Raw genomic sequence first — 18,695 nt, forward strand, 5'->3', positions numbered from 1 at the left:
ATGACAATAACTCCACAACAACTGATTGCGCTGCTACCGCTGCTGATCGTCGGATTGACGGTGGTGGTTGTGATGCTCTCCATTGCGTGGCGACGCAATCACTTCCTGAATGCCACGCTGGCGGTTCTGGGTCTGAACGCTGCGTTAGTCTCCCTCTGGTTTGTTGGCCAGGCGGGGGCGATGGACGTCACGCCGCTGATGCGCGTTGATGGCTTCGCCATGCTCTACACCGGGCTGGTGCTGTTAGCCAGTCTGGCGACCTGCACCTTTGCCTACCCGTGGCTGGAAGGGTACAACGACAACAGAGAAGAGTTTTACCTGCTGGTTCTGATTGCGGCCCTGGGCGGCATTCTGCTGGCGAATGCCAACCATCTGGCGGCGCTGTTCCTCGGTATTGAGCTGATCTCGCTGCCGCTGTTCGGCCTGATTGGTTATGCCTTCCGCCAGAAGCGCTCTCTGGAAGCGAGTATCAAGTATACGATCCTGTCTGCTGCTGCTTCGTCCTTCCTGCTGTTTGGTATTGCGCTGCTCTACGCTCAGTCCGGTAACCTCTCATTTGAAGCGCTCGGCAAGAGCCTCGGCGACGGCATGCTGCATGAGCCGCTGCTGCTGGCGGGTCTGGGCATGATGATTGTTGGCCTCGGCTTTAAACTCTCTCTGGTGCCGTTCCACCTGTGGACGCCAGACGTCTACCAGGGTGCGCCAGCGCCGGTATCCACCTTCCTGGCGACGGCGAGCAAGATCGCTATCTTCGGGGTGGTGATGCGTCTGTTCCTCTACGCCCCGGTGGGTGACAGCGAAGCGGTTCGCGTAGTGCTGGGCGTGATCGCCTTTGTCTCCATCATCTTCGGTAACCTGATGGCGCTGAGCCAGACCAACATCAAGCGTCTGCTCGGTTACTCCTCCATCTCCCACCTCGGCTATCTGATGGTGGCGCTGATTGCCCTGCAGAGCGGTCAGATGTCCATGGAGACCGTGGGTGTCTACCTGGCCGGTTACCTGTTCAGCAGCCTCGGCGCCTTCGGCGTGGTGAGCCTGATGTCCAGCCCGTACCGTGGCCCGGATGCCGACTCGCTCTTCTCCTACCGTGGTCTGTTCTGGCACCGTCCGATCCTCTCCGCGGTGATGACCGTGATGATGCTCTCGCTGGCAGGTATCCCGATGACGCTCGGCTTTATCGGGAAGTTCTATGTGCTGGCAGTGGGTGTGCAGGCCGGTCTGTGGTGGCTGACGGCGGGTGTCGTTATCGGCTCCGCGATTGGTCTCTACTACTACCTGCGCGTTGCCGTGAGCCTCTACCTGAGTGCGCCTCAGCAGCTCAACCGCGATGCGCCAGGCAACTGGCAGTACAGCGCCGGCGGTATTGTGGTGCTCATCTCCGCGCTGCTGGTGCTGATCTTCGGTATCTATCCGCAGCCGCTGATCACCATCGTGCAGCATGCGATGCCGCTGATGTAAAAACGGCAGAAAAAAAAACCCGCTTCGGCGGGTTTTTTTATTGCCGGGTGGCGCTGCGCTTACCCGGCCTACAAAACCGTAGGCCCGTGCAAGCGAAGCGCCGCCGGGCTTAAGCCAGCTGCTTACGGCTAATCAGCGGCCCGTCGATTTTCTTGTTGGCGCGCTCCAGCACCTCTTCAATCACCGATGACAGCTCGTTCAGCTCGAACTTCGCCACGTATCCATCGGCTTTCACCTTGCGGATATGATCTTCGTTGGCGTTACCGGACAGGGAAGAGTGGATCACCACCGGAATATCCTTCAGGATGGCGTCGGTTTTGATTTTGCGCGTCAGGGTAAAGCCATCCATCTCCGGCATCTCAAGGTCGGTCAGCACCAGCGAGATCTTATCGGTAATGGGCACCCCTTCCGCCTGGGCCTGCGCGGCCAGCACGCCGATCTTCTCCCAGGCCTCTTTGCCGGTGATATGCAGCTGCGCCGGGATCTGCATCGCCTGCAGCCCTTTTTCCAGCATTGAGCGCGCCACTTTGGAGTCTTCTGCCACAATCGCCACCGCACCCGGCTTGATATTGAATTTGGTGATTTTCAGATCGGTAGCATGCAGGTCGTGGTTAGCCGGAGTGATGTCATAGAGGATCTGCTCAACGTCCAGCACCATCGCCAGATCGTTGGTATCCGTCTTCTCATCCAGACAGGCGATACTGGTGATATAGCGTCCGCTGACCGCGGTTTCCGCCGCATGCACCTGCTTCCAGTCCAGGCGCATGATATTTTCGACCGACTCCACGGCAAACGCCTGGACGCTACGGGCATACTCGGTGATCAGCAAAATGTTCAGCCCCGTCGTTGGCTTGCAGCCTGCCACCGCGGCCAGGTCGATAACCGGGATCACCTGATCGCGAATATTAACCATACCCATCAGGGGCGACTTCATCCCCGCCGGTTTGGTGAACGAGGGCATGGGCACAATCTCGCGAAGCTTAAAGACGTTGATGCCGAACAGCTCAGATTTGTTTTCATTCATTGAGCGGCCAAGACGAAACAGCAGCAGCTCAAATCGGTTCGACAGAGTAAGATTTGCCCTGTCATCAATGTCTTTCTGGAAGTTATCCATGTTTGCCCCTCAGTGAAAAATACCGGCCTGATAGGGTTATCGGCAGTTTCGGGGAAAACCAGAGCATTAAACGCGCACGGTAGCAAAATCTTCTGCCAGCTCGCTGGCAGCAAAGATGGCGCAACACTCCGCCAGCAGCATGGCGCAGCCTTCGGCGTCGTAACGGGAGCTGACGTGGGTGACGATCAGTTTTTTTACCTGCGCGTCGCGGGCAAGCCTGGCCGCCTGATGCGTGGAGCTGTGGCCGCGGCTATTGGCTTTCTCCTCCATCGCTACCTCCAGGGTGGCCTCATGCACCAGCAGATCGACGCCCTGAGCCAGCGCAAGGGCGTTGTCGCAGGGGGCGGTATCCCCGAAGAGGGCCAGCTTCTTACCCGGACGGGGCGGGGAGAGATACGCCGCACCGTTGATGGTTCGGCCATCTTCCAGGGTGACGCTTTCGCCGCGTTTTAGCTGCTGAAACAGCGGGCCGAAGGGCACTCCCGCGGCAATCAGCGCGGCACCGTCCAGCGCGCCGGGTTTATCCCGCTCTTCAATGCGAAAACCGTAACACTCCACGGGGTGATTGAGCGCCGCGGCGGTCACCGTGTAGGCATCATCTTTGAACACCACGCCCGGTTTGATCTCAATAATCTCGAGGGGATAATCCGTCCACGAGCCGCTGATCCGCAGGCTGGTTTCAACAAACTCCCGGATACCGGGCGGGCCGTAAATGGTCAGCGGCTGGATATTGCCTGCCATCGAGCGGCTGCAGAGCAGCCCCGGCAGGCCAAAAAGGTGGTCCCCGTGCAGGTGAGTAATGAAAATTTTATCCAGCTTGCCGGGATGCGCGGCGGTGCGCAGCAGCTGGTGCTGCGTGCCTTCGCCGCAGTCAAACATCCACAGCCCGCCGCGGGTGGGGTGCTGGAGATCCAGCAAAATTGAGGTGACGTTGCGCGTACGGGTCGGTACGCCAGCGGATGTTCCTAAAAAAAACAGCTCCATAATGCACTCAGCCTCTGCACCGGGGATGAAAAGTCATTAGTATAACGGCTCCCCTCACGATAAGGAGACCCCAATGATCCAGTGGCAAGATCTGCACCATAGCGAGCTGTCCGTTCCTGTGCTTTACGCCTTACTTCAACTGCGCTGTGAGGTGTTTGTCGTTGAGCAAACCTGCCCCTATCAGGACATTGACGGCGAAGACCTGGTGGGGGAGAACCGCCATATCCTCGGCTGGAAAGATAACCGGCTGGTGGCGTATGCGAGGATTCTGAAAAGTGACGACGATTTCTCCCCCGTTGTGATTGGCCGCGTGATTATCAGCCGTGAGGTGCGGGGCGAGAAGCTGGGCTATGCCCTGATGGAGCACGCGCTGCGTTCCTGCGAAAATAACTGGCCCGACAAGGCGTTATACCTCGGGGCGCAGGCGCATCTGCACACTTTTTATGCCCGTTTTGGCTTTGTGCAGGTGACGGATATCTACGACGAAGATAGCATTCCGCACGTGGGTATGGCGAAAGAGGTACAACAAGCGTAGCAGGCGGAATCGTCAAGCATTGTCTATAGTTACGGAACTGATGCAACCACATGGAGAACACTATGTCTTATCAATCATCGGATAACCATGTAGATGACGATCTGACCCTGCTGAGTGAAACCCTGGAGGAGGTCTTACGCTCTTCCGGCGATCCGGCCGATCAGAAATACATTGAGCTAAAAGCGCGTGCTGAGCAGGCTCTGCATGATGTGAAAACGCGCGTGGGTCATGCGTCCGATCAATACTATTACAAGGCCAAAAAAGCGGTCTATCGTGCGGATGATTATGTCCGTGAAAAGCCGTGGCAGGGGATTGGCGTAGGCGCCGCCGCCGGCCTGGTGTTGGGTATTTTACTCGCCCGCCGTTAACAACACAGCACGAACGCTTCTCCCTGCCAACTCGGGGTACTGCTTTTTCTGTTTAGTACCCCTTATAATGTGAGGTTTTTGAGCTGGGAGAAGTTCGCGTGCACTCGATTTCCACCGCGCTGAAAGGCCTTTGCCAACAATTAGCTGACGATTTTCCCGATACCCCAGGCCTGCATTATCTCGATGTCTCCTTTGCCCTCAACGACGCGTTTGATCCGCTCGGCTGGCTGAATGCCCAGCACATCTACCCGCAGTTCTACTGGCAGCAGCGCAATGGCGACGAAGAGTATGCTGCTCTCGGAGCGATAACGCATTTCTCCTCGTTATCCGTTGCCCGTCAGTTTTTAAACCGTTATCCACACGCACCCGACCTGAGAGTGGTGGGCGTTAATGCCTTCGATCCAAAGCAGGGCAGCCTGTTCCTGCCGCGCCTTTTGTGGCAGCGCTTCGGCGGGACCGCAACGTTGCGCCTGGTGCTCTGGAGCGACACCTCCCTGAAAGCGGAGGCCCAGCGCGCGCGGGAGTTTATGCAGACTTTGGCGGAGAGCCAGCCTGTCGCCCCGGTCACGCAGGCGGTGGTGAGCGAAACGCATCTCCCTGACCGGGCCGGCTGGCTTCAGCTGATTACCCGGGCGACAGAGGCTATCGGCCGGGGGGCATTCGATAAAGTGGTGCTGGCCCGGGCGACAGATTTGCAGTTTAACGAGGCGGTAAACCCCGCCGCGCTGATGGCGGCCAGCCGGCAGGTCAACTTCCAGTGCTATCACTTCTTTATGCGCCCTGATGCCAGCCGGGCGTTTCTCGGCTCATCGCCGGAACGGCTGTGGCGGCGGCGCGGTTTGCTGCTGCGCACCGAAGCGCTGGCCGGTACCGTTGCCAGCCATCCGGACGATGCCCATGCCGCACGGCTGGGTAACTGGCTGATGACCGACGATAAAAACCAGCGGGAAAATATGCTGGTGGTTGAGGACATCTGCCAGCGCCTGCAGCGGGAAAACGGGGTGCTTGATGTCCTCCCGCCGCAAATCGTGCGCTTGCGGAAGGTTCAGCATTTACGCCGCTGCATCTGGACCGCGCTGCAACAGCCGGACGATGAACAGTGCCTGCTGCGCCTGCAGCCTACCGCGGCCGTTGCCGGTCTGCCGCGCCAGGCGGCGTGGGATTTCATCGCCCACAATGAACCCTTCGACCGGGAGTGGTATGCCGGTTCCGCCGGGTATCTCTCGTTAGCACAAAGCGAGTTCTGCGTGGCGCTGCGTTCGGCAAGCGTTGAGGAGAGCTGTGTTCGCCTGTATGCCGGGGCGGGGATCGTCAGCGGTTCTGACCCCGATCAGGAGTGGCAGGAGATTGAAAATAAAGCAGCCGGGCTGCGCTCTCTGCTCCTAAAGGATTAATACTGAGTCATACATTCCCGATTCATATCAAAATTACATCTTTCTCTATTATTTATACTACGTCGCAATATTGATACCGGACAATTCCATGTCAGTGAGTTCCTTTAACCGGCGCTGGGCGGCGGTGATCCTTGAAGCCCTGACCCGCCATGGCGTCAGGCATGTTTGCATTGCGCCCGGCTCGCGCTCAACGCCGTTGACCCTGGCCGCCGCCGAAAACCGCGCCTTTATTCATCACACCCATTTTGATGAGCGCGGTCTCGGCCATCTGGCGCTGGGGCTGGCAAAAGCCAGCCATGAGCCGGTGGCGGTGATTGTGACCTCCGGCACGGCGGTGGCTAACCTCTATCCCGCATTGATCGAAGCCGGTCTGACCGGTGAAAAACTGGTGCTGCTGACGGCAGATCGTCCTCCGGAGCTGATCGACTGCGGCGCCAATCAGGCCATTCGCCAGTCGGGGATTTTTGCCACCCATCCGACAGAAACCCTGTCGCTGCCGCGTCCGACCCGCGATATTCCCGCCCGCTGGCTGGTTTCGACGGTGGATAACGCCCTGGGCGGGCTGCGTGCCGGGGCGCTGCACATCAACTGTCCGTTTGCCGAGCCGCTGTATGGCGAAATGGATGATACCGATCTTGAGTGGCAGCAGGCGCTGGGCGACTGGTGGCAGAGCGATAAACCCTGGCTGCGCGCTCCGGCGGCGCTTTCAAGCCCCCAACAGCGCGACTGGTTCTTCTGGCGGCAGAAACGCGGTGTGGTCATCGCGGGCAGGATGAGCGCCGAGGAAGGCAAGCAGGTAGCGCAGTGGGCGCAACGGCTTGGCTGGCCGCTGATTGGCGACGTGCTCTCCCAGACCGGCCAGCCGCTGCCGTGCGCGGATCTCTGGCTCGGCAACGCCAGAGCCGTGACCGAACTGGAGCAGGCGCAGATTGTGGTGCAGCTTGGCGGCAGCCTGACGGGTAAACGTCTTCTGCAGTGGCAGGCCACCTGCAGGCCGGAAGAGTACTGGCTGGTCGATTCCCGCGAAGGGCGGCTGGATCCCGCGCACCATCGTGGCCGTCGGTTGGTATCCAGCGTGGCCGAGTGGCTGGAGCTGCATCCGGCGGAAAAACGTGCCCCCTGGGCAACCGACATTCCTGAACTCTCTCGCCAGGCCTGGGAACTGACGGCGCAACACAGCGACGCATTCGGTGAAGCGCAGCTGGCCCACCGCATCCATCGCTATCTGCCCGAACAGGGGCAGTTGTTTGTGGGCAACAGCCTGGTGGTGCGTCTGATTGACGCTTTCTCCCGCCTGCCGGCGGGCTACCCGGTATTCAGTAACCGTGGCGCCAGCGGTATCGACGGTCTGATTTCAACCGCAGCAGGGCTTCAGCGCGCGAATGCCCGTTCGACGCTGGCGATCGTCGGCGATCTCTCGGCGCTGTACGATCTGAACGCGCTGGCGCTGCTTCGTCAGGCTTCGGCGCCCTTTGTGCTGCTGGTGATCAACAACAATGGCGGCCAGATTTTCTCCCTGTTGCCGACGCCGCAGAGCGAACGGGAACGCTTTTATCTGATGCCGCAGAACGTGCAGTTTGAACATGCGGCGGCGATGTTCAGCCTCAAGTATCAGCGCCCGGAAAACTGGGCGGAGCTGGAGAGCGCGCTCAGCACGGCGTGGAGCAAACCCGGCACCACGCTAATCGAGGTGGTGGTAAACGACAGCGACGGGGCGCAGATGCTGCAAAACCTGCTGGCGCAGGTAAGCCATCTATGATCCTCGCGGGAACCCAGCGTAAAGGTCAGCCGGATAAACCCTGGCTGGTTTTCCTGCACGGTTTTTCCGGCGATTGCCGCGAATGGCAGGTGTCAGGGGAGCGCCTGAGCGATTATTCCCGCCTCTATCTCGATCTCCCGGGACACGGAGAGTCGGCCTCCATTGTGGTGAGTGATTTCCATCATCTCAACGGCTTGCTCAATCGCACTCTGATTAGTTACAACATACTAAATTACTGGCTGGTGGGGTACTCCCTCGGCGGCCGCATTGCGATGTATCACGCCTGCCAGCGGCCCGGGGGGCTACAGGGGCTGATTGTGGAGGGGGCGCATCCGGGGTTGAGCGATGAACACGCGCGGACGAGCCGTCGCGCCTCCGATGCGCAGTGGGCGGCACGCTTGCGCCATGAACCTCTGGCGTCGGTATTTGCCGACTGGTATCAGCAGCCGGTATTTGCCTCGCTAACCCCCGCGCAGCGCGAACAGCTTGTCGCCCTGCGTAGCCAGAATAATGCTCCAGCTCTGGCCGCCATGCTCCAGGCGACGTCGCTTGCCGAACAAGCCGATTTACGCCCTGAGCTCGCCTCGTGCGCACTTCCTTTTTTCTATCTCTATGGCGAACAGGACCCTAAGTTTCGGGGTATTGCCCGGCAGCTTACCGCCACCCGCCATGAAATTCCTCACGCCGGACATAACGCCCATCGGGAAAACCCCGCTGCGGTGGCTGAGCGTCTGGCCCAGATACTCCCTCTTTCAATTAAGGACACTCTATGATCTACCCTGATGAAAACATGCTCTATGCACCGGTGGAATGGCTGGACTGCTCCGAAGGCTATACCGACATTCGTTACCACAAGTCCACTGACGGCATCGCCAAAATCACCATTAACCGTCCAGAGGTGCGTAACGCGTTTCGCCCGTTAACCGTCAAAGAGATGATTCAGGCCCTGGCGGATGCGCGCTATGACGACAACATCGGCGTTATCGTCCTGACCGGGGAAGGTGAAAAAGCGTTCTGCTCCGGTGGCGATCAGAAAGTACGCGGTGACTACGGCGGATACCAGGACGATGCGGGTACCCATCACCTGAACGTGCTTGACTTCCAGCGTCAGATCCGCACCTGCCCGAAACCGGTTGTCGCAATGGTGGCGGGCTACTCCATCGGCGGTGGTCACGTGCTGCATATGATGTGCGATCTGACCATTGCCGCAGAGAACGCCATCTTCGGGCAGACCGGACCAAAAGTCGGCTCCTTCGACGGCGGCTGGGGTGCCTCTTATATGGCGCGCATTGTCGGTCAGAAAAAAGCGCGTGAAATCTGGTTCCTCTGCCGCCAGTATAACGCTCAGGAAGCACTGGATATGGGCCTGGTGAACACCGTGGTGCCGATTGCCGACCTCGAAAAAGAGACCGTGCGTTGGTGTCGTGAAATGCTGCAGAACAGTCCGATGGCGCTGCGCTGCCTGAAAGCGGCCCTGAACGCCGACTGCGACGGCCAGGCCGGTCTGCAAGAGCTGGCGGGTAACGCCACCATGCTCTTCTACATGACTGAAGAGGGTCAGGAAGGACGCAACGCGTTTAACGAGAAGCGCCAGCCGGACTTCAGCAAATACAAACGGAACCCGTAATGCGCAGCGCGCAGGTTTACCGCTGGCAGATACCGATGGACGCGGGCGTGGTGCTGCGTGAACGGCGGTTAAAAACCCGTGATGGCTTCTTCGTGCAACTGCAGCAGGGCGAAGGGCAGGGCTGGGGCGAGATTTCGCCTCTGCCGGGCTTTAGCCTGGAGTCGCTGGAGGAGGCGCAGGCTGCGCTGGTGGCATGGGTAGAGGAATGGCGTACAGGCCTGAATCCGCCGCTGCCCGAAGTTCCTTCCGCCGCGTTCGGCATCAGTTGTGCGCTCGCGGAGCTCGACGGCAGCCTCCCTGATGAGGCCGATTACCGTGCCGCGCCGCTCTGTACCGGCGATCCGGATGAGCTGTTTGCACTGCTCAGCGCTATGCCCGGCGAGAAAGTGGCGAAAATCAAAGTCGGTCTTTACGAAGCGGTACGCGACGGCATGGTCGCTAACCTCTTGCTGGAGGCAATCCCCGATCTGCGCCTGCGTCTGGATGCCAACCGCGCCTGGACGCCGCTTAAGGCGCAGCAGTTCGCGAAGTACGTCAATCCGGCGTACCGCAGCCGCATCGCTTTTCTGGAAGAGCCGTGCAAAACCCGTGAGGATTCACGCGGCTTTGCCCGCGAAACCGGCATAGCCATCGCCTGGGACGAAAGCCTGCGCGAGGCGGACTTTGCCTTTACCGCCGAGCCGGGCGTCAGCGCCGTGGTCATAAAACCGACGCTAACGGGCAGTCTGGCGAAGGTGCGTGCCCAGGTGACGGCAGCGCATAGCGCAGGACTGACGGCGGTGATCAGCTCCTCCATCGAATCCAGCCTTGGGCTGACGCAGCTGGCGCGTATTGCCGCCTGGTTAACGCCCGACACCATCCCGGGGCTGGATACGTTAAACCTGATGCAAACCCAGCTTATTCGCCCGTGGCCGGGTAGCGCCCTGCCGTGCGCGGGCGTTGAGGCCCTGGAGCCGTTGCAATGAGTTTTAGTGACTGGCCGTGGCGGCACTGGCGCGAGCAGCGTGCTGATAAACCGGCTCTGCGTCTCAACGACGAGGTGCTGAGCTGGCAACAGCTCTGCACCCGCATCGACAATCTGGCTGCAGGGTTCCATCAGCAGGGCGTGGAGGCGGGGGACGGTGTGCTGCTGCTTGCCCATAATCATCCGCAGACTCTGCTCGCATGGCTGGCGCTGCTCCAGTGCGGCGCGCGTATTCTTCCCGTTAACCCTCAGCTCCCGCGCCCGCTGCTGGAGGTATTGCTTCTGCAAATGACGCTGCGTTTTGCGCTGGTGCTGGATGGTCACTATGACGGACTCGCCGCGCTTGGCATGCATGCACAGTCTGGCGAATACAGCGTGGCATGGCAGCCTGAGCGGCTGGCCTCAATGACGCTCACCTCCGGCTCTACCGGGCTGCCGAAAGCGGCCGTTCATACCTGCGGGGCGCATCTTGCCAGCGCTGAGGGTGTCCTCGCGCTGATGCCCTACGGCGAGGATGACGACTGGCTGCTTTCGCTGCCGCTGTTTCATGTCTCCGGGCAGGGGATCTTATGGCGCTGGCTGCAGGCCGGCGCGCGCTTAACCGTGCGCGAGAAGCAGCCGCTGGAGCAGGCCTTGCAGGGGTGTACCCATGCCTCGCTGGTGCCAACCCAGCTCTGGCGTCTGCTTAATACACACCAGCACATCGCGCTGAAAGCGGTACTCCTGGGCGGGGCCGCCATCCCCGTTGAGTTGACGCAACAGGCGCGCGCGCAGGGTATTTCTACGTTTTGTGGCTACGGCCTGACGGAGTTTGCCTCTACCGTCTGCGCGAAAGAGGCTGACGGTGAGCCGGACGTGGGCTGCGCATTGCCGGGCAGGGAGGTGCAGGTTGTTAACGGTGAAGTGTGGATCAGGGCGCAAAGCATGGCTTCAGGCTACTGGCGCGACGGCGCGCTGCTGCCGCTCACAAATTCTGAGGGCTGGTTTGCCACCCGCGATCGCGGGGAGCTGCATGAGGGTCGCCTGACGATCCTCGGTCGGATGGATAACCTCTTTTTCAGCGGAGGCGAGGGCATTCAGCCGGAGAGCCTTGAGCGGATTATCGCGACCCATCCGCACATCAGCCAGGTCTTTATTGTCCCGCTGAATGACGCCGAATTTGGTCAGCGTCCGGTGGCGGTAGTGGAGTGTGAACCGGGAACGGATTTCACCCGCTTCCCGGAGTGGGTACAGGGCAAAATGGCGCGATTTGAGCAGCCCGTGCACTGGCTGGTGCTGCCAGCAGAACTAAAAAATGGCGGGATTAAGATCTCCCGCCAGGCGTTAACACAGTGGGTGAATGCCCAACTGTCAGGGTAATTAGCCGATATCGGGCTGCGGCTTACGCTGACGGCGGCGAAACAGGCGCAGCACCGGCGGTACGACCACCACCACAATCGCCAGCGTCAGCAGGATCTTCGCCACGTTGCTGTCCCACAGAATGGAGACATTACCATTGCTGATGGACAGAGCGCGGCGCAGGTTCTGCTCCAGCATCTCACCCAGCACAAACCCTAAAATCAGCGGCGACATCGGGAAGTGCATTTTACGCAAGATGTAGCCGAACACCCCCAGCACCACCATCAGAATCAGGTCGAAGGTGGTGCTGTGTACTGCATACACCCCCACCGCCGAGACGGCCGCGATCGCGGGGACCAGGAACCACAGCGGAATGGTCAACATACGGGTGAACAGGCCAATCAGCGGGATGTTCATCACCAGCAGCATGACGTTAGCAATCAGCAACGCCGCAATCAGACCCCAGACGATGTCCGGCTGTTCGGTAAACATCGCCGGTCCTGGGGTGATGTTATAGAGCGTCAGCGCCCCCATCATCACCGCCGTGGTACCGGAGCCGGGTACGCCGAGCGTCAGCATGGGAATAAACGAGCCGCAGGCCGAGGCATTGTTGGCCGCCTCAGGTGCGGCGACGCCGCGAATATCGCCTTTGCCAAAGCTGTCGCTGTTGCCGCTGAGCTTTTTCTCCGTCATGTAGGTGATGGCGCTGGCGATGGTTGCTCCGGCACCCGGCAGAATGCCGACAAAGAAACCAATCACCCCTGAACGCAGCGTAGTACCGATACACTGCGCGCCCTCTTTGGCGTTAAAGAGCATCCGGCCGGTTTTACGCACCAGCGTCTGCCCGCTGCTGGTATGTTCCAGCATCAGTAAGATCTCAGAGACAGAGAACAGACCAATCACGACCACGATAAACTGCACGCCGTCGGAGAGGTGAACGCTGTCGAAGGTAAAACGATAGACCCCGGTGTTGGCATCCACGCCGACGGTGGCTAACCCTAAGCCAATCAGCGCAGACAAAAACGATTTCAGTGGGTTTTGCGCCATCATGCTGCCGAGACAGGCAATGGCGAAGACCATCAGGGCAAAATACTCTGCCGGACCAAACGCCAGCGACCACTGGGCCAGCGCAGGCGCAAACAGAATGATGCCGCCAATGGCAATCAGCGAGCCAAAGAACGAACTGACGGCGGAAATAGACAGCGCCACGCCGCCGCGCCCCTGCCGCGCCATCGGGTAACCATCCAGCGCGGTCATAATGGCCGCCGCATCCCCAGGCACGTTGAGCAGTATTGACGAGATTCGGCCGCCATATTCACAGCCGATGTAGACCGTCGCCAGCAGGATCAGCGCTGATTCCGCAGGCAGATGCAGGGCAAACGCCAGCGGGAGCAAAATAGCGACCCCGTTGATGGGCCCAAGCCCAGGCAACAGACCGACGATCGTCCCGACGAAGCAGCCGATCAGGGCGATCACCAGGTTTTCCGGGGTCATCGCCACAGCGAACCCCTGTGAGAGGTAAATCCAGGTATCCATAGCGTGCTCCGTTAATTAAGCCAGGCGCCAAGCGGCAACGTCACATCCAGCAGGCGGTCAAAGGCGTACCACAGGAAAATGCCCATCACCACGCCCGAGATCCCCGCCGCAGGGAGGCTGGCGTTAAACAGCGTGCCGATCACCATCGTCAGGATGGTGGTCGCCACCGGGAAGCCGAGCCATTCAAAGCCCCAGGCATACATCAGCAGCACAATGACCATCACCAGCAGCCGCTGCAAAATGCGCTTAGGCGGCCACTCTACGGTATCCGGGTGGCGTAACAGCATGGCCACCGAGCAAAGCAGCATCAGGCCGACAATGCCCATTGGAAAGGGGCGGGGCCCCACGGGTTCATAGCTGTATTCGCTGTGGATCTGCCAGGCGACGAACATCCCGCCAATACAGAGCAACAACCAGATCCCGGCAAAAATGCGATCGCTCATAGCGCCTCCGGTTATTTGGCCAGGCCAAACGCTTTTGCCTTCTCGCGGTAGTCATTCACCTGTTTTTTGACATACTCGTCCAGCTGCTTACCGTTCAGGTTGAACTCAAACAGCCCGCGCAGATCGCGCTGCTTTTTAAATTCGTCTGTCTGCTGCAGTTTGTTAAAGTTGTCGACCCACCACTGGTATTCGGCATCGGTCACTTTTGGCCCGACAAAGAAGCCGCGGATAATCGGCCAGACGAGGTCATAACCCTGCTCTTTTGCAGTCGGCACATTTGCCAGCTGTCCCGGCAAACGGTTTTCGGAGAAGACCGCCAGCACGCGGATTTTATCGCCGCTCAGGTAAGGCACCATTTCACTGAGATCACCGGAAACTGCCTGCACGTGGTTGCCCATCAGCGCCGTCACCGGTTCACCGCCGCCCTCAAACGCCACGTAACGCATTTTGTGCGGATCCACTTTCGCCTGCTGCGCCAGCAGGGCGGCTTTCATCCAGTCCTGGCTGCCGATGGAGGCGCCTGCACCAATCACCACGCTGTTAGGGTCTTTTTCCATGGCGGTGAGCAAATCCTTCAGGGATTTCCACGGGGAATCTGCGCGCACGGCGATCATGCCGTAGTCGGTACCGACGGTGGCCAGCCAGCGCACGTCATCCACGCCGTAGCGGCCAAACTTGCCCTGGGAAAGGTTCAGCAGCGAGCCGCCGGAGAAGGCGACCACCGTGCCGGCTTCCGCCGGTCGTTGCGCGACGATCGCGTTATAGGCCACCGCGCCCACGCCGCCTGGCATGTAGGTTACACGCATCGGTTTTTCAATGGCCTTCGTCTCCAGCAGGCTGATCTGAATCAGCTTGCAGGTGAGATCGAAACCGCCGCCCGGTTTGGCCGGGGCGATACATTCGGTGCGGGACGGGGCGTCCTGGGCCTGGACAACAGAGGCACTCAACATTAATACGCTTGCAGCAACCGTTGAAAGTAATTGTTTTTTCATCGTTTATCCTCACGCCGGCGATCCGGGGGTACGGGTACGGGTTTTTTTCTGATTATGTGAACCACCTTGTAGCGGTTCCGTTGCGTGATTGTTAAAACAATAACCTTTCATTTCCCTTTCAACGCGACACCAACTTTACAGGATGTGATATGCGTCTCTTACTGGCGGAAGATAATCGTGAGCTGGCTCACTGGCTGGAGAAAGCGCTGGTGCAGGAGGGCTTTGCCGTAGACTGCGTTTCTGACGGGCGCGCTGCCGATCATCTGCTGCAGGGGGAAAACTACGCGGTGGCGATACTGGACATCGGTATGCCCGGTTTTGACGGCCTGGAGGTGGTGCACCGTTTACGAAAACGCGGCCAGACCTTGCCGGTGCTGTTTCTCACCGCACGCAGCAACGTGGCGGATCGGGTGAAAGGCCTGAACGCCGGGGCGGATGATTATCTGCCAAAACCGTTTGAGCTGGAGGAGCTGGACGCCAGGCTTCGCGCCCTGCTGCGCCGAAGCGAGGGGCGAACCCAGGAACGCCAGCGTCTTGGGGAGCTGGAGTATGACGACGACGGTTTTTTCCTGCTGCGCGATGAGCCGCTCTCGCTCACCCCGCGTGAACTGTCACTGCTGAAGGTGCTGATGCATCGCCGCACCCGGCCCGTCTCCCGCCAGCAGTTGTTCGATCAGGTGTTTAGCCTGAATGATGACGTCAGCCCCGAGAGTCTCGATCTCTACATTCATCGCCTGCGCAAAAAACTGACTGGCAGCGGGGTGCGGATCACCACCCTGCGCGGGCTGGGCTATGTGCTGGAGTGCGGCGATGAAGTGGGTTAAGCCTCAGTCGCTTTATCTGCAACTGCTGCTTTTTCTCGGCCTACCGCTGCTGTTGCTGTGGGGATTGTCGGCCTTTAACAGTTACGTCAGCGCCCTGCAGGCGGCGACCCAGGCGTACGACCGCACGCTGTTATCGTCGGCGCGTACCGTCTCTGAGCGGCTGGAGGTGCACAACGGCAAGCTGCTGGTCGATGTTCCCTGGGTGGTGCTCGACAGCTTCGAGCTGAACATGAACGATCGCCTCTATTACAAGGTGGTTGACCCGGAGGGGCGGGTGATCTCCGGCTATGACGATCTGCCGAATATGCCCCGCTCCACGTCGCGCACCACGCACTATCCCGCGCTGGCCTGGTTTTATCATACTGAGTATCGCGGCCAGGCGATCCGCGTGGCGAAGCTGCTCCAGCCAATTAACGAAGACAATGTTTCCGGTATGGCGGAGATCTACGTCGCCGAAACCTTGCAGTCGCGGCGCTATCTCGCCACACAGCTCCTGTTTTCATCGCTCGTTTCGCAGGGGCTGCTGGTGCTGCTGACGCTGGTCTTAACCGCCTGGCTGCTGCGCCGCGTGCTGCGCCCGATGCGTCAGCTCTCCTCGCTGATGGTGCGCCGTGAGCCAGGGCTGCTGGCCCCGCTGCCGGAGCTGCTGCCCTGGTCAGAAACGCGGCTGCTGATCGTGGCCTTTAACCGCTATATCGACAGATTACGCGGCGTGCTTTCCCGCCAGGAGCGTTTCAACGCCGATGCTTCTCATCAGCTCAAAACGCCGCTGGCGGTGCTCAAAACCCAGGTTTCCGTTGCCCTGACGCGAAACGATCCGGCCCTGTGGCAGGAGAGTTTACGCGCCATGAACGTGACGCTGGACAACACCATCGTCCTTACTGAACGGCTGTTGCAGTTCTCCACGGTGAAGCACAAAGAGCAGGGAGAGCGCCAGTTTGCCCCGGTGGATCTGGTTCAGGTGGTGCAGAACTGCTGCTTCTCCCGGCTGGCGCAGGCGCGCAGCAAGGGGATCGATTTAGGTTATGACGGCATTCAGCAATCCGTCATGATTGAAGGTGATGAGGTGCTGCTGGGCGAACTGTGTGCCAACCTGCTGGAGAATGCGATCAAATACACCCCGCAGCAGGGCATCGTCACCGTGTCTCTGCACACGGTTAACGACGCTGTTGAGCTGAGCGTGGAGGACAGCGGACCGGGAATTGCTGAAGATCAGATTTCCCAGGCCATGCTGCCGTTTCATCGGCTGGATAATGTAGGAGATGCCACCGGGTCCGGGATTGGGCTGGCGCTGGCCAACGATATCGCCCGCCTGCACCGCAGCCATCTTCAACTGATGGCCAGTGAAAATCTGGGCGGTCTGTGCGTCAAAATGCGCTTTTTATTGATGACGTAAATGTTGATATTATCAAATCGTTACAAACTAATTGTCCGACGCACACGGAGTCCATTGATCCCATAGCCAGTCAGGTTAAAATCTCGCGGTTTTGGATATCTGTGAACAAATTGTGCGGGATCACGACAATGAAAAAAGTGGCATTAATGGGCTTAGGCCTGATGTGTGTATCGGCAGCGGCCAACGCTATTTCCTTCAACGGCTCGGCGGGCGAGGACTATACCCACCTGGGCTTTGGTCTTGGCACGGATAGCGCAGGCCTGGCGATGACCGGCGGCTGGACGCATAACGACGACGATGGCGATGCGGCAAGCCTGGGCCTCGGTTTTAACGTTCCGCTTGGTCCATTCCTGGCGACCGTCGGCGGTAAAGGCATCTATACCAACCCGAACGACGGTGACGAAGGTTACGCGGCGGCAGTGGGCGGCGGTCTGCAGTGGAAAATTGGCGACAGCTTCGGCCTGTTCGGCGAGTATTACTACTCTCCGGACTCCCTCTCCAGCGGTATCGACAGCTATAAAGAAGCTAACGCGGGTGCGCGCTGGACCATCATGCGTCCGATTACCATCGAAGCGGGCTATCGTTATCTGAACCTGGCGGGCAAAGAGGGCAACCGCGACAACGCGCTGGCTGACGGCCCGTACGTGGGCGTCAGCGCAGGCTTCTAACCCCTCCGGCGCGGCGTCCGTCGCGCCAGTTTCTCTCCTCTCCGTGCCGGTGATTGCGCTATAGTGTTTTCACCATATAAGCGGGAGAACACAATGATTAACGTGGAGATGTTATCCACCGGCGACGAAGTGCTGCATGGACAGATTATTGATACCAATGCTGCCTGGCTTGCCGATCTTTTCTTTGAGCAAGGATTACCGTTAACGCGCCGCAATACCGTAGGCGACAGTCTTGAGTCGCTGGTGACTGTTCTGCGCGAGCGTAGCGAACACTGCGACGTGCTGATTGTGAACGGTGGGCTCGGCCCCACCGGCGACGATCTCAGCGCGCTGGCTGCCGCGACCGCCAAAGGCGAAGGGCTGGTGTTGCATGAGGCGTGGCTGGCCCAGATGGAGCGTTTCTTCTCCGAACGTGGCCGCGTGATGGCCCCCAGCAACCGCAAACAGGCTGAAATCCCGGCCAGCGCCGAACTGGTCGATAACCCGGTGGGTACCGCCTGCGGTTTCGCCGTTCAACTGAACCGCTGCCTGATGTTCTTCACGCCGGGTGTCCCGTCTGAATTTAAAGTGATGGTCGAACAGCAGATCCTGCCGCGCCTTCGTCAACGTTTTACCCTGCCTGAACCGCCAGTCTGCCTGCGCCTGACCACCTTTGGCCGCTCGGAAAGCGATCTGGCGCAGAGCCTCGATCACCTGCCGCTGCCACCGGGGGTATCCATGGGCTATCGCTCTTCCATGCCGATCATTGAACTCAAGCTGACCGGGCCTGCGACGCAGAAAGCGGCGATGCTGGCGCTCTGGCCGGAAGTGCAGCGCGTGGCGGGCGAAAGTCTTATTTTCGAGGGTACGGAAGGGCTACCAGCGCAGATTGCGAAGCATCTGCAGTCGCGCCAGCTGAGCGTTACCCTGAGCGAGCAGTTTACCGGTGGCCTGCTGGCGTTGCAGTTAAACCGGGCCAGTGCCCCACTGCTGGCCAGCGAAGTGGTGCCCTTCCAGCAGGAGACGCTGGCGCAGACGGCACGCTGGGCGTCAGAACGCCGGGTGAAACATTTTGCCGGTCTGGCGCTGTTTGTCGGGGGACTGGATGAAGAGTATCTCAATTTTGCGCTCGCCACGCCGGAAGGGACCCATGCCTTAAGAGTCAAAATGGGTATCAGCCGCCACAGCCTGGCGGTGCGTCAGGAGGTCTGCGCCATGATGGCGCTGAACATGCTGCGTCGCTGGCTGGCAGGTAAGGAGGTGGCCAGCGAGCACGGCTGGATCAACGTGGTGGAATCGCTGTTCGTTGAGTAACC

General features: G+C 59.7%; 18 protein-coding genes. 13 read left to right on the top strand and 5 right to left on the bottom strand.

The window, feature by feature from the left end; genetic code table 11:
• Positions 1 to 1,458: an NADH-quinone oxidoreductase subunit NuoN gene (nuoN, locus tag ACT3IC_RS16310; protein WP_103180457.1), complete on the top strand. Its 1,458-nt coding sequence runs from the start codon at positions 1 to 3 to the stop codon at positions 1,456 to 1,458.
• Between the two features lie 109 nt (positions 1,459 to 1,567).
• On the opposite strand, the gene ACT3IC_RS16315 is transcribed toward nuoN, so the two are convergent.
• Positions 1,568 to 2,572, bottom strand: a complete 1,005-nt coding sequence (locus ACT3IC_RS16315) for a chemotaxis protein (protein WP_103180456.1) — start codon at positions 2,570 to 2,572, stop codon at positions 1,568 to 1,570.
• A 66-nt stretch (positions 2,573 to 2,638) separates the two neighbouring features.
• On the bottom strand, positions 2,639 to 3,556 hold the full coding sequence (gene rnz / locus ACT3IC_RS16320) for a ribonuclease Z (protein ID WP_103180454.1): 918 nt from the start codon (positions 3,554 to 3,556) through the stop codon (positions 2,639 to 2,641).
• A 73-nt stretch (positions 3,557 to 3,629) separates the two neighbouring features.
• Here rnz and ACT3IC_RS16325 point away from each other — a divergent pair, with 73 nt between their 5' ends.
• The 8 genes from ACT3IC_RS16325 (at position 3,630) to menE (ending at position 11,562) form a co-directional block, all read left to right on the top strand.
• Complete coding sequence (locus ACT3IC_RS16325) at positions 3,630 to 4,091, top strand: GNAT family N-acetyltransferase (RefSeq protein WP_159339621.1); 462 nt, start codon at positions 3,630 to 3,632, stop codon at positions 4,089 to 4,091.
• Between the two features lie 62 nt (positions 4,092 to 4,153).
• A complete protein-coding gene (elaB, locus tag ACT3IC_RS16330; protein ID WP_103180450.1) occupies positions 4,154 to 4,459 on the top strand; it encodes a stress response protein ElaB in 306 nt (101 codons plus the stop codon).
• A 98-nt stretch (positions 4,460 to 4,557) separates the two neighbouring features.
• A complete protein-coding gene (gene menF, locus ACT3IC_RS16335; protein ID WP_214422228.1) occupies positions 4,558 to 5,853 on the top strand; it encodes an isochorismate synthase MenF in 1,296 nt (431 codons plus the stop codon).
• Positions 5,854 to 5,941: 88 nt separating this feature from the next.
• The gene (menD, locus tag ACT3IC_RS16340) at positions 5,942 to 7,612 is read left to right on the top strand and encodes a 2-succinyl-5-enolpyruvyl-6-hydroxy-3-cyclohexene-1-carboxylic-acid synthase (protein ID WP_420193367.1); all 1,671 of its coding nucleotides are present in this window, start codon (positions 5,942 to 5,944) and stop codon (positions 7,610 to 7,612) included.
• Positions 7,609 to 8,385 carry a 2-succinyl-6-hydroxy-2,4-cyclohexadiene-1-carboxylate synthase gene (gene menH / locus ACT3IC_RS16345; RefSeq protein ID WP_473478177.1) on the top strand — a complete coding sequence of 259 codons (777 nt, stop codon included), beginning with the start codon at positions 7,609 to 7,611 and terminating at the stop codon, positions 8,383 to 8,385. Before menD ends, menH begins: the two co-directional genes overlap by 4 nt.
• The gene (gene menB, locus ACT3IC_RS16350; RefSeq protein WP_103180443.1) at positions 8,382 to 9,239 is read left to right on the top strand and encodes a 1,4-dihydroxy-2-naphthoyl-CoA synthase; all 858 of its coding nucleotides are present in this window, start codon (positions 8,382 to 8,384) and stop codon (positions 9,237 to 9,239) included. The genes menH and menB overlap by 4 nt, the downstream gene beginning before the upstream one ends.
• On the top strand, positions 9,239 to 10,204 hold the full coding sequence (menC, locus tag ACT3IC_RS16355; protein ID WP_420193365.1) for an o-succinylbenzoate synthase: 966 nt from the start codon (positions 9,239 to 9,241) through the stop codon (positions 10,202 to 10,204). Before menB ends, menC begins: the two co-directional genes overlap by 1 nt.
• Positions 10,201 to 11,562, top strand: coding sequence for an o-succinylbenzoate--CoA ligase (menE, locus tag ACT3IC_RS16360; protein ID WP_156654944.1), 1,362 nt, complete (start codon positions 10,201 to 10,203; stop codon positions 11,560 to 11,562). The genes menC and menE overlap by 4 nt, the downstream gene beginning before the upstream one ends.
• Here menE and ACT3IC_RS16365 read toward each other — a convergent pair whose 3' ends face one another.
• The 3 genes from ACT3IC_RS16365 to ACT3IC_RS16375 are packed head-to-tail and all read right to left on the bottom strand — an operon-like array spanning position 11,563 to position 14,512.
• Positions 11,563 to 13,077 carry a tripartite tricarboxylate transporter permease gene (locus tag ACT3IC_RS16365; protein ID WP_103180438.1) on the bottom strand — a complete coding sequence of 505 codons (1,515 nt, stop codon included), beginning with the start codon at positions 13,075 to 13,077 and terminating at the stop codon, positions 11,563 to 11,565.
• A gap of 11 nt (positions 13,078 to 13,088) precedes the next feature.
• Positions 13,089 to 13,520: a tripartite tricarboxylate transporter TctB family protein gene (locus ACT3IC_RS16370; protein WP_473478181.1), complete on the bottom strand. Its 432-nt coding sequence runs from the start codon at positions 13,518 to 13,520 to the stop codon at positions 13,089 to 13,091.
• An 11-nt stretch (positions 13,521 to 13,531) separates the two neighbouring features.
• Positions 13,532 to 14,512 (bottom strand): Bug family tripartite tricarboxylate transporter substrate binding protein, encoded by a 981-nt coding sequence (locus ACT3IC_RS16375; protein WP_473478184.1) that lies wholly within the window; start codon positions 14,510 to 14,512, stop codon positions 13,532 to 13,534.
• A 149-nt stretch (positions 14,513 to 14,661) separates the two neighbouring features.
• On the opposite strand from ACT3IC_RS16375, the gene tctD reads away from it, so the two are divergent.
• The 4 genes from tctD to ACT3IC_RS16395 all read left to right on the top strand — a co-directional run bounded on the left by tctD (position 14,662) and on the right by ACT3IC_RS16395 (position 18,693).
• Positions 14,662 to 15,336: a transcriptional regulator TctD gene (gene tctD / locus ACT3IC_RS16380; RefSeq protein WP_103180432.1), complete on the top strand. Its 675-nt coding sequence runs from the start codon at positions 14,662 to 14,664 to the stop codon at positions 15,334 to 15,336.
• Complete coding sequence (locus ACT3IC_RS16385) at positions 15,323 to 16,732, top strand: sensor histidine kinase (RefSeq protein WP_103180430.1); 1,410 nt, start codon at positions 15,323 to 15,325, stop codon at positions 16,730 to 16,732. Before tctD ends, ACT3IC_RS16385 begins: the two co-directional genes overlap by 14 nt.
• Before the next feature lie 128 nt (positions 16,733 to 16,860).
• Complete coding sequence (locus tag ACT3IC_RS16390) at positions 16,861 to 17,400, top strand: YfaZ family outer membrane protein (protein WP_103180429.1); 540 nt, start codon at positions 16,861 to 16,863, stop codon at positions 17,398 to 17,400.
• A gap of 93 nt (positions 17,401 to 17,493) precedes the next feature.
• Entirely contained in the window at positions 17,494 to 18,693 is a 1,200-nt protein-coding gene (locus ACT3IC_RS16395; protein WP_103180427.1) for a nicotinamide mononucleotide deamidase-related protein YfaY, read from the top strand.
• The last annotated feature ends 2 nt before the right edge of the window (positions 18,694 to 18,695 follow it).

The organism is Leclercia sp. GHBNCSD (assembly GCF_055805075.1).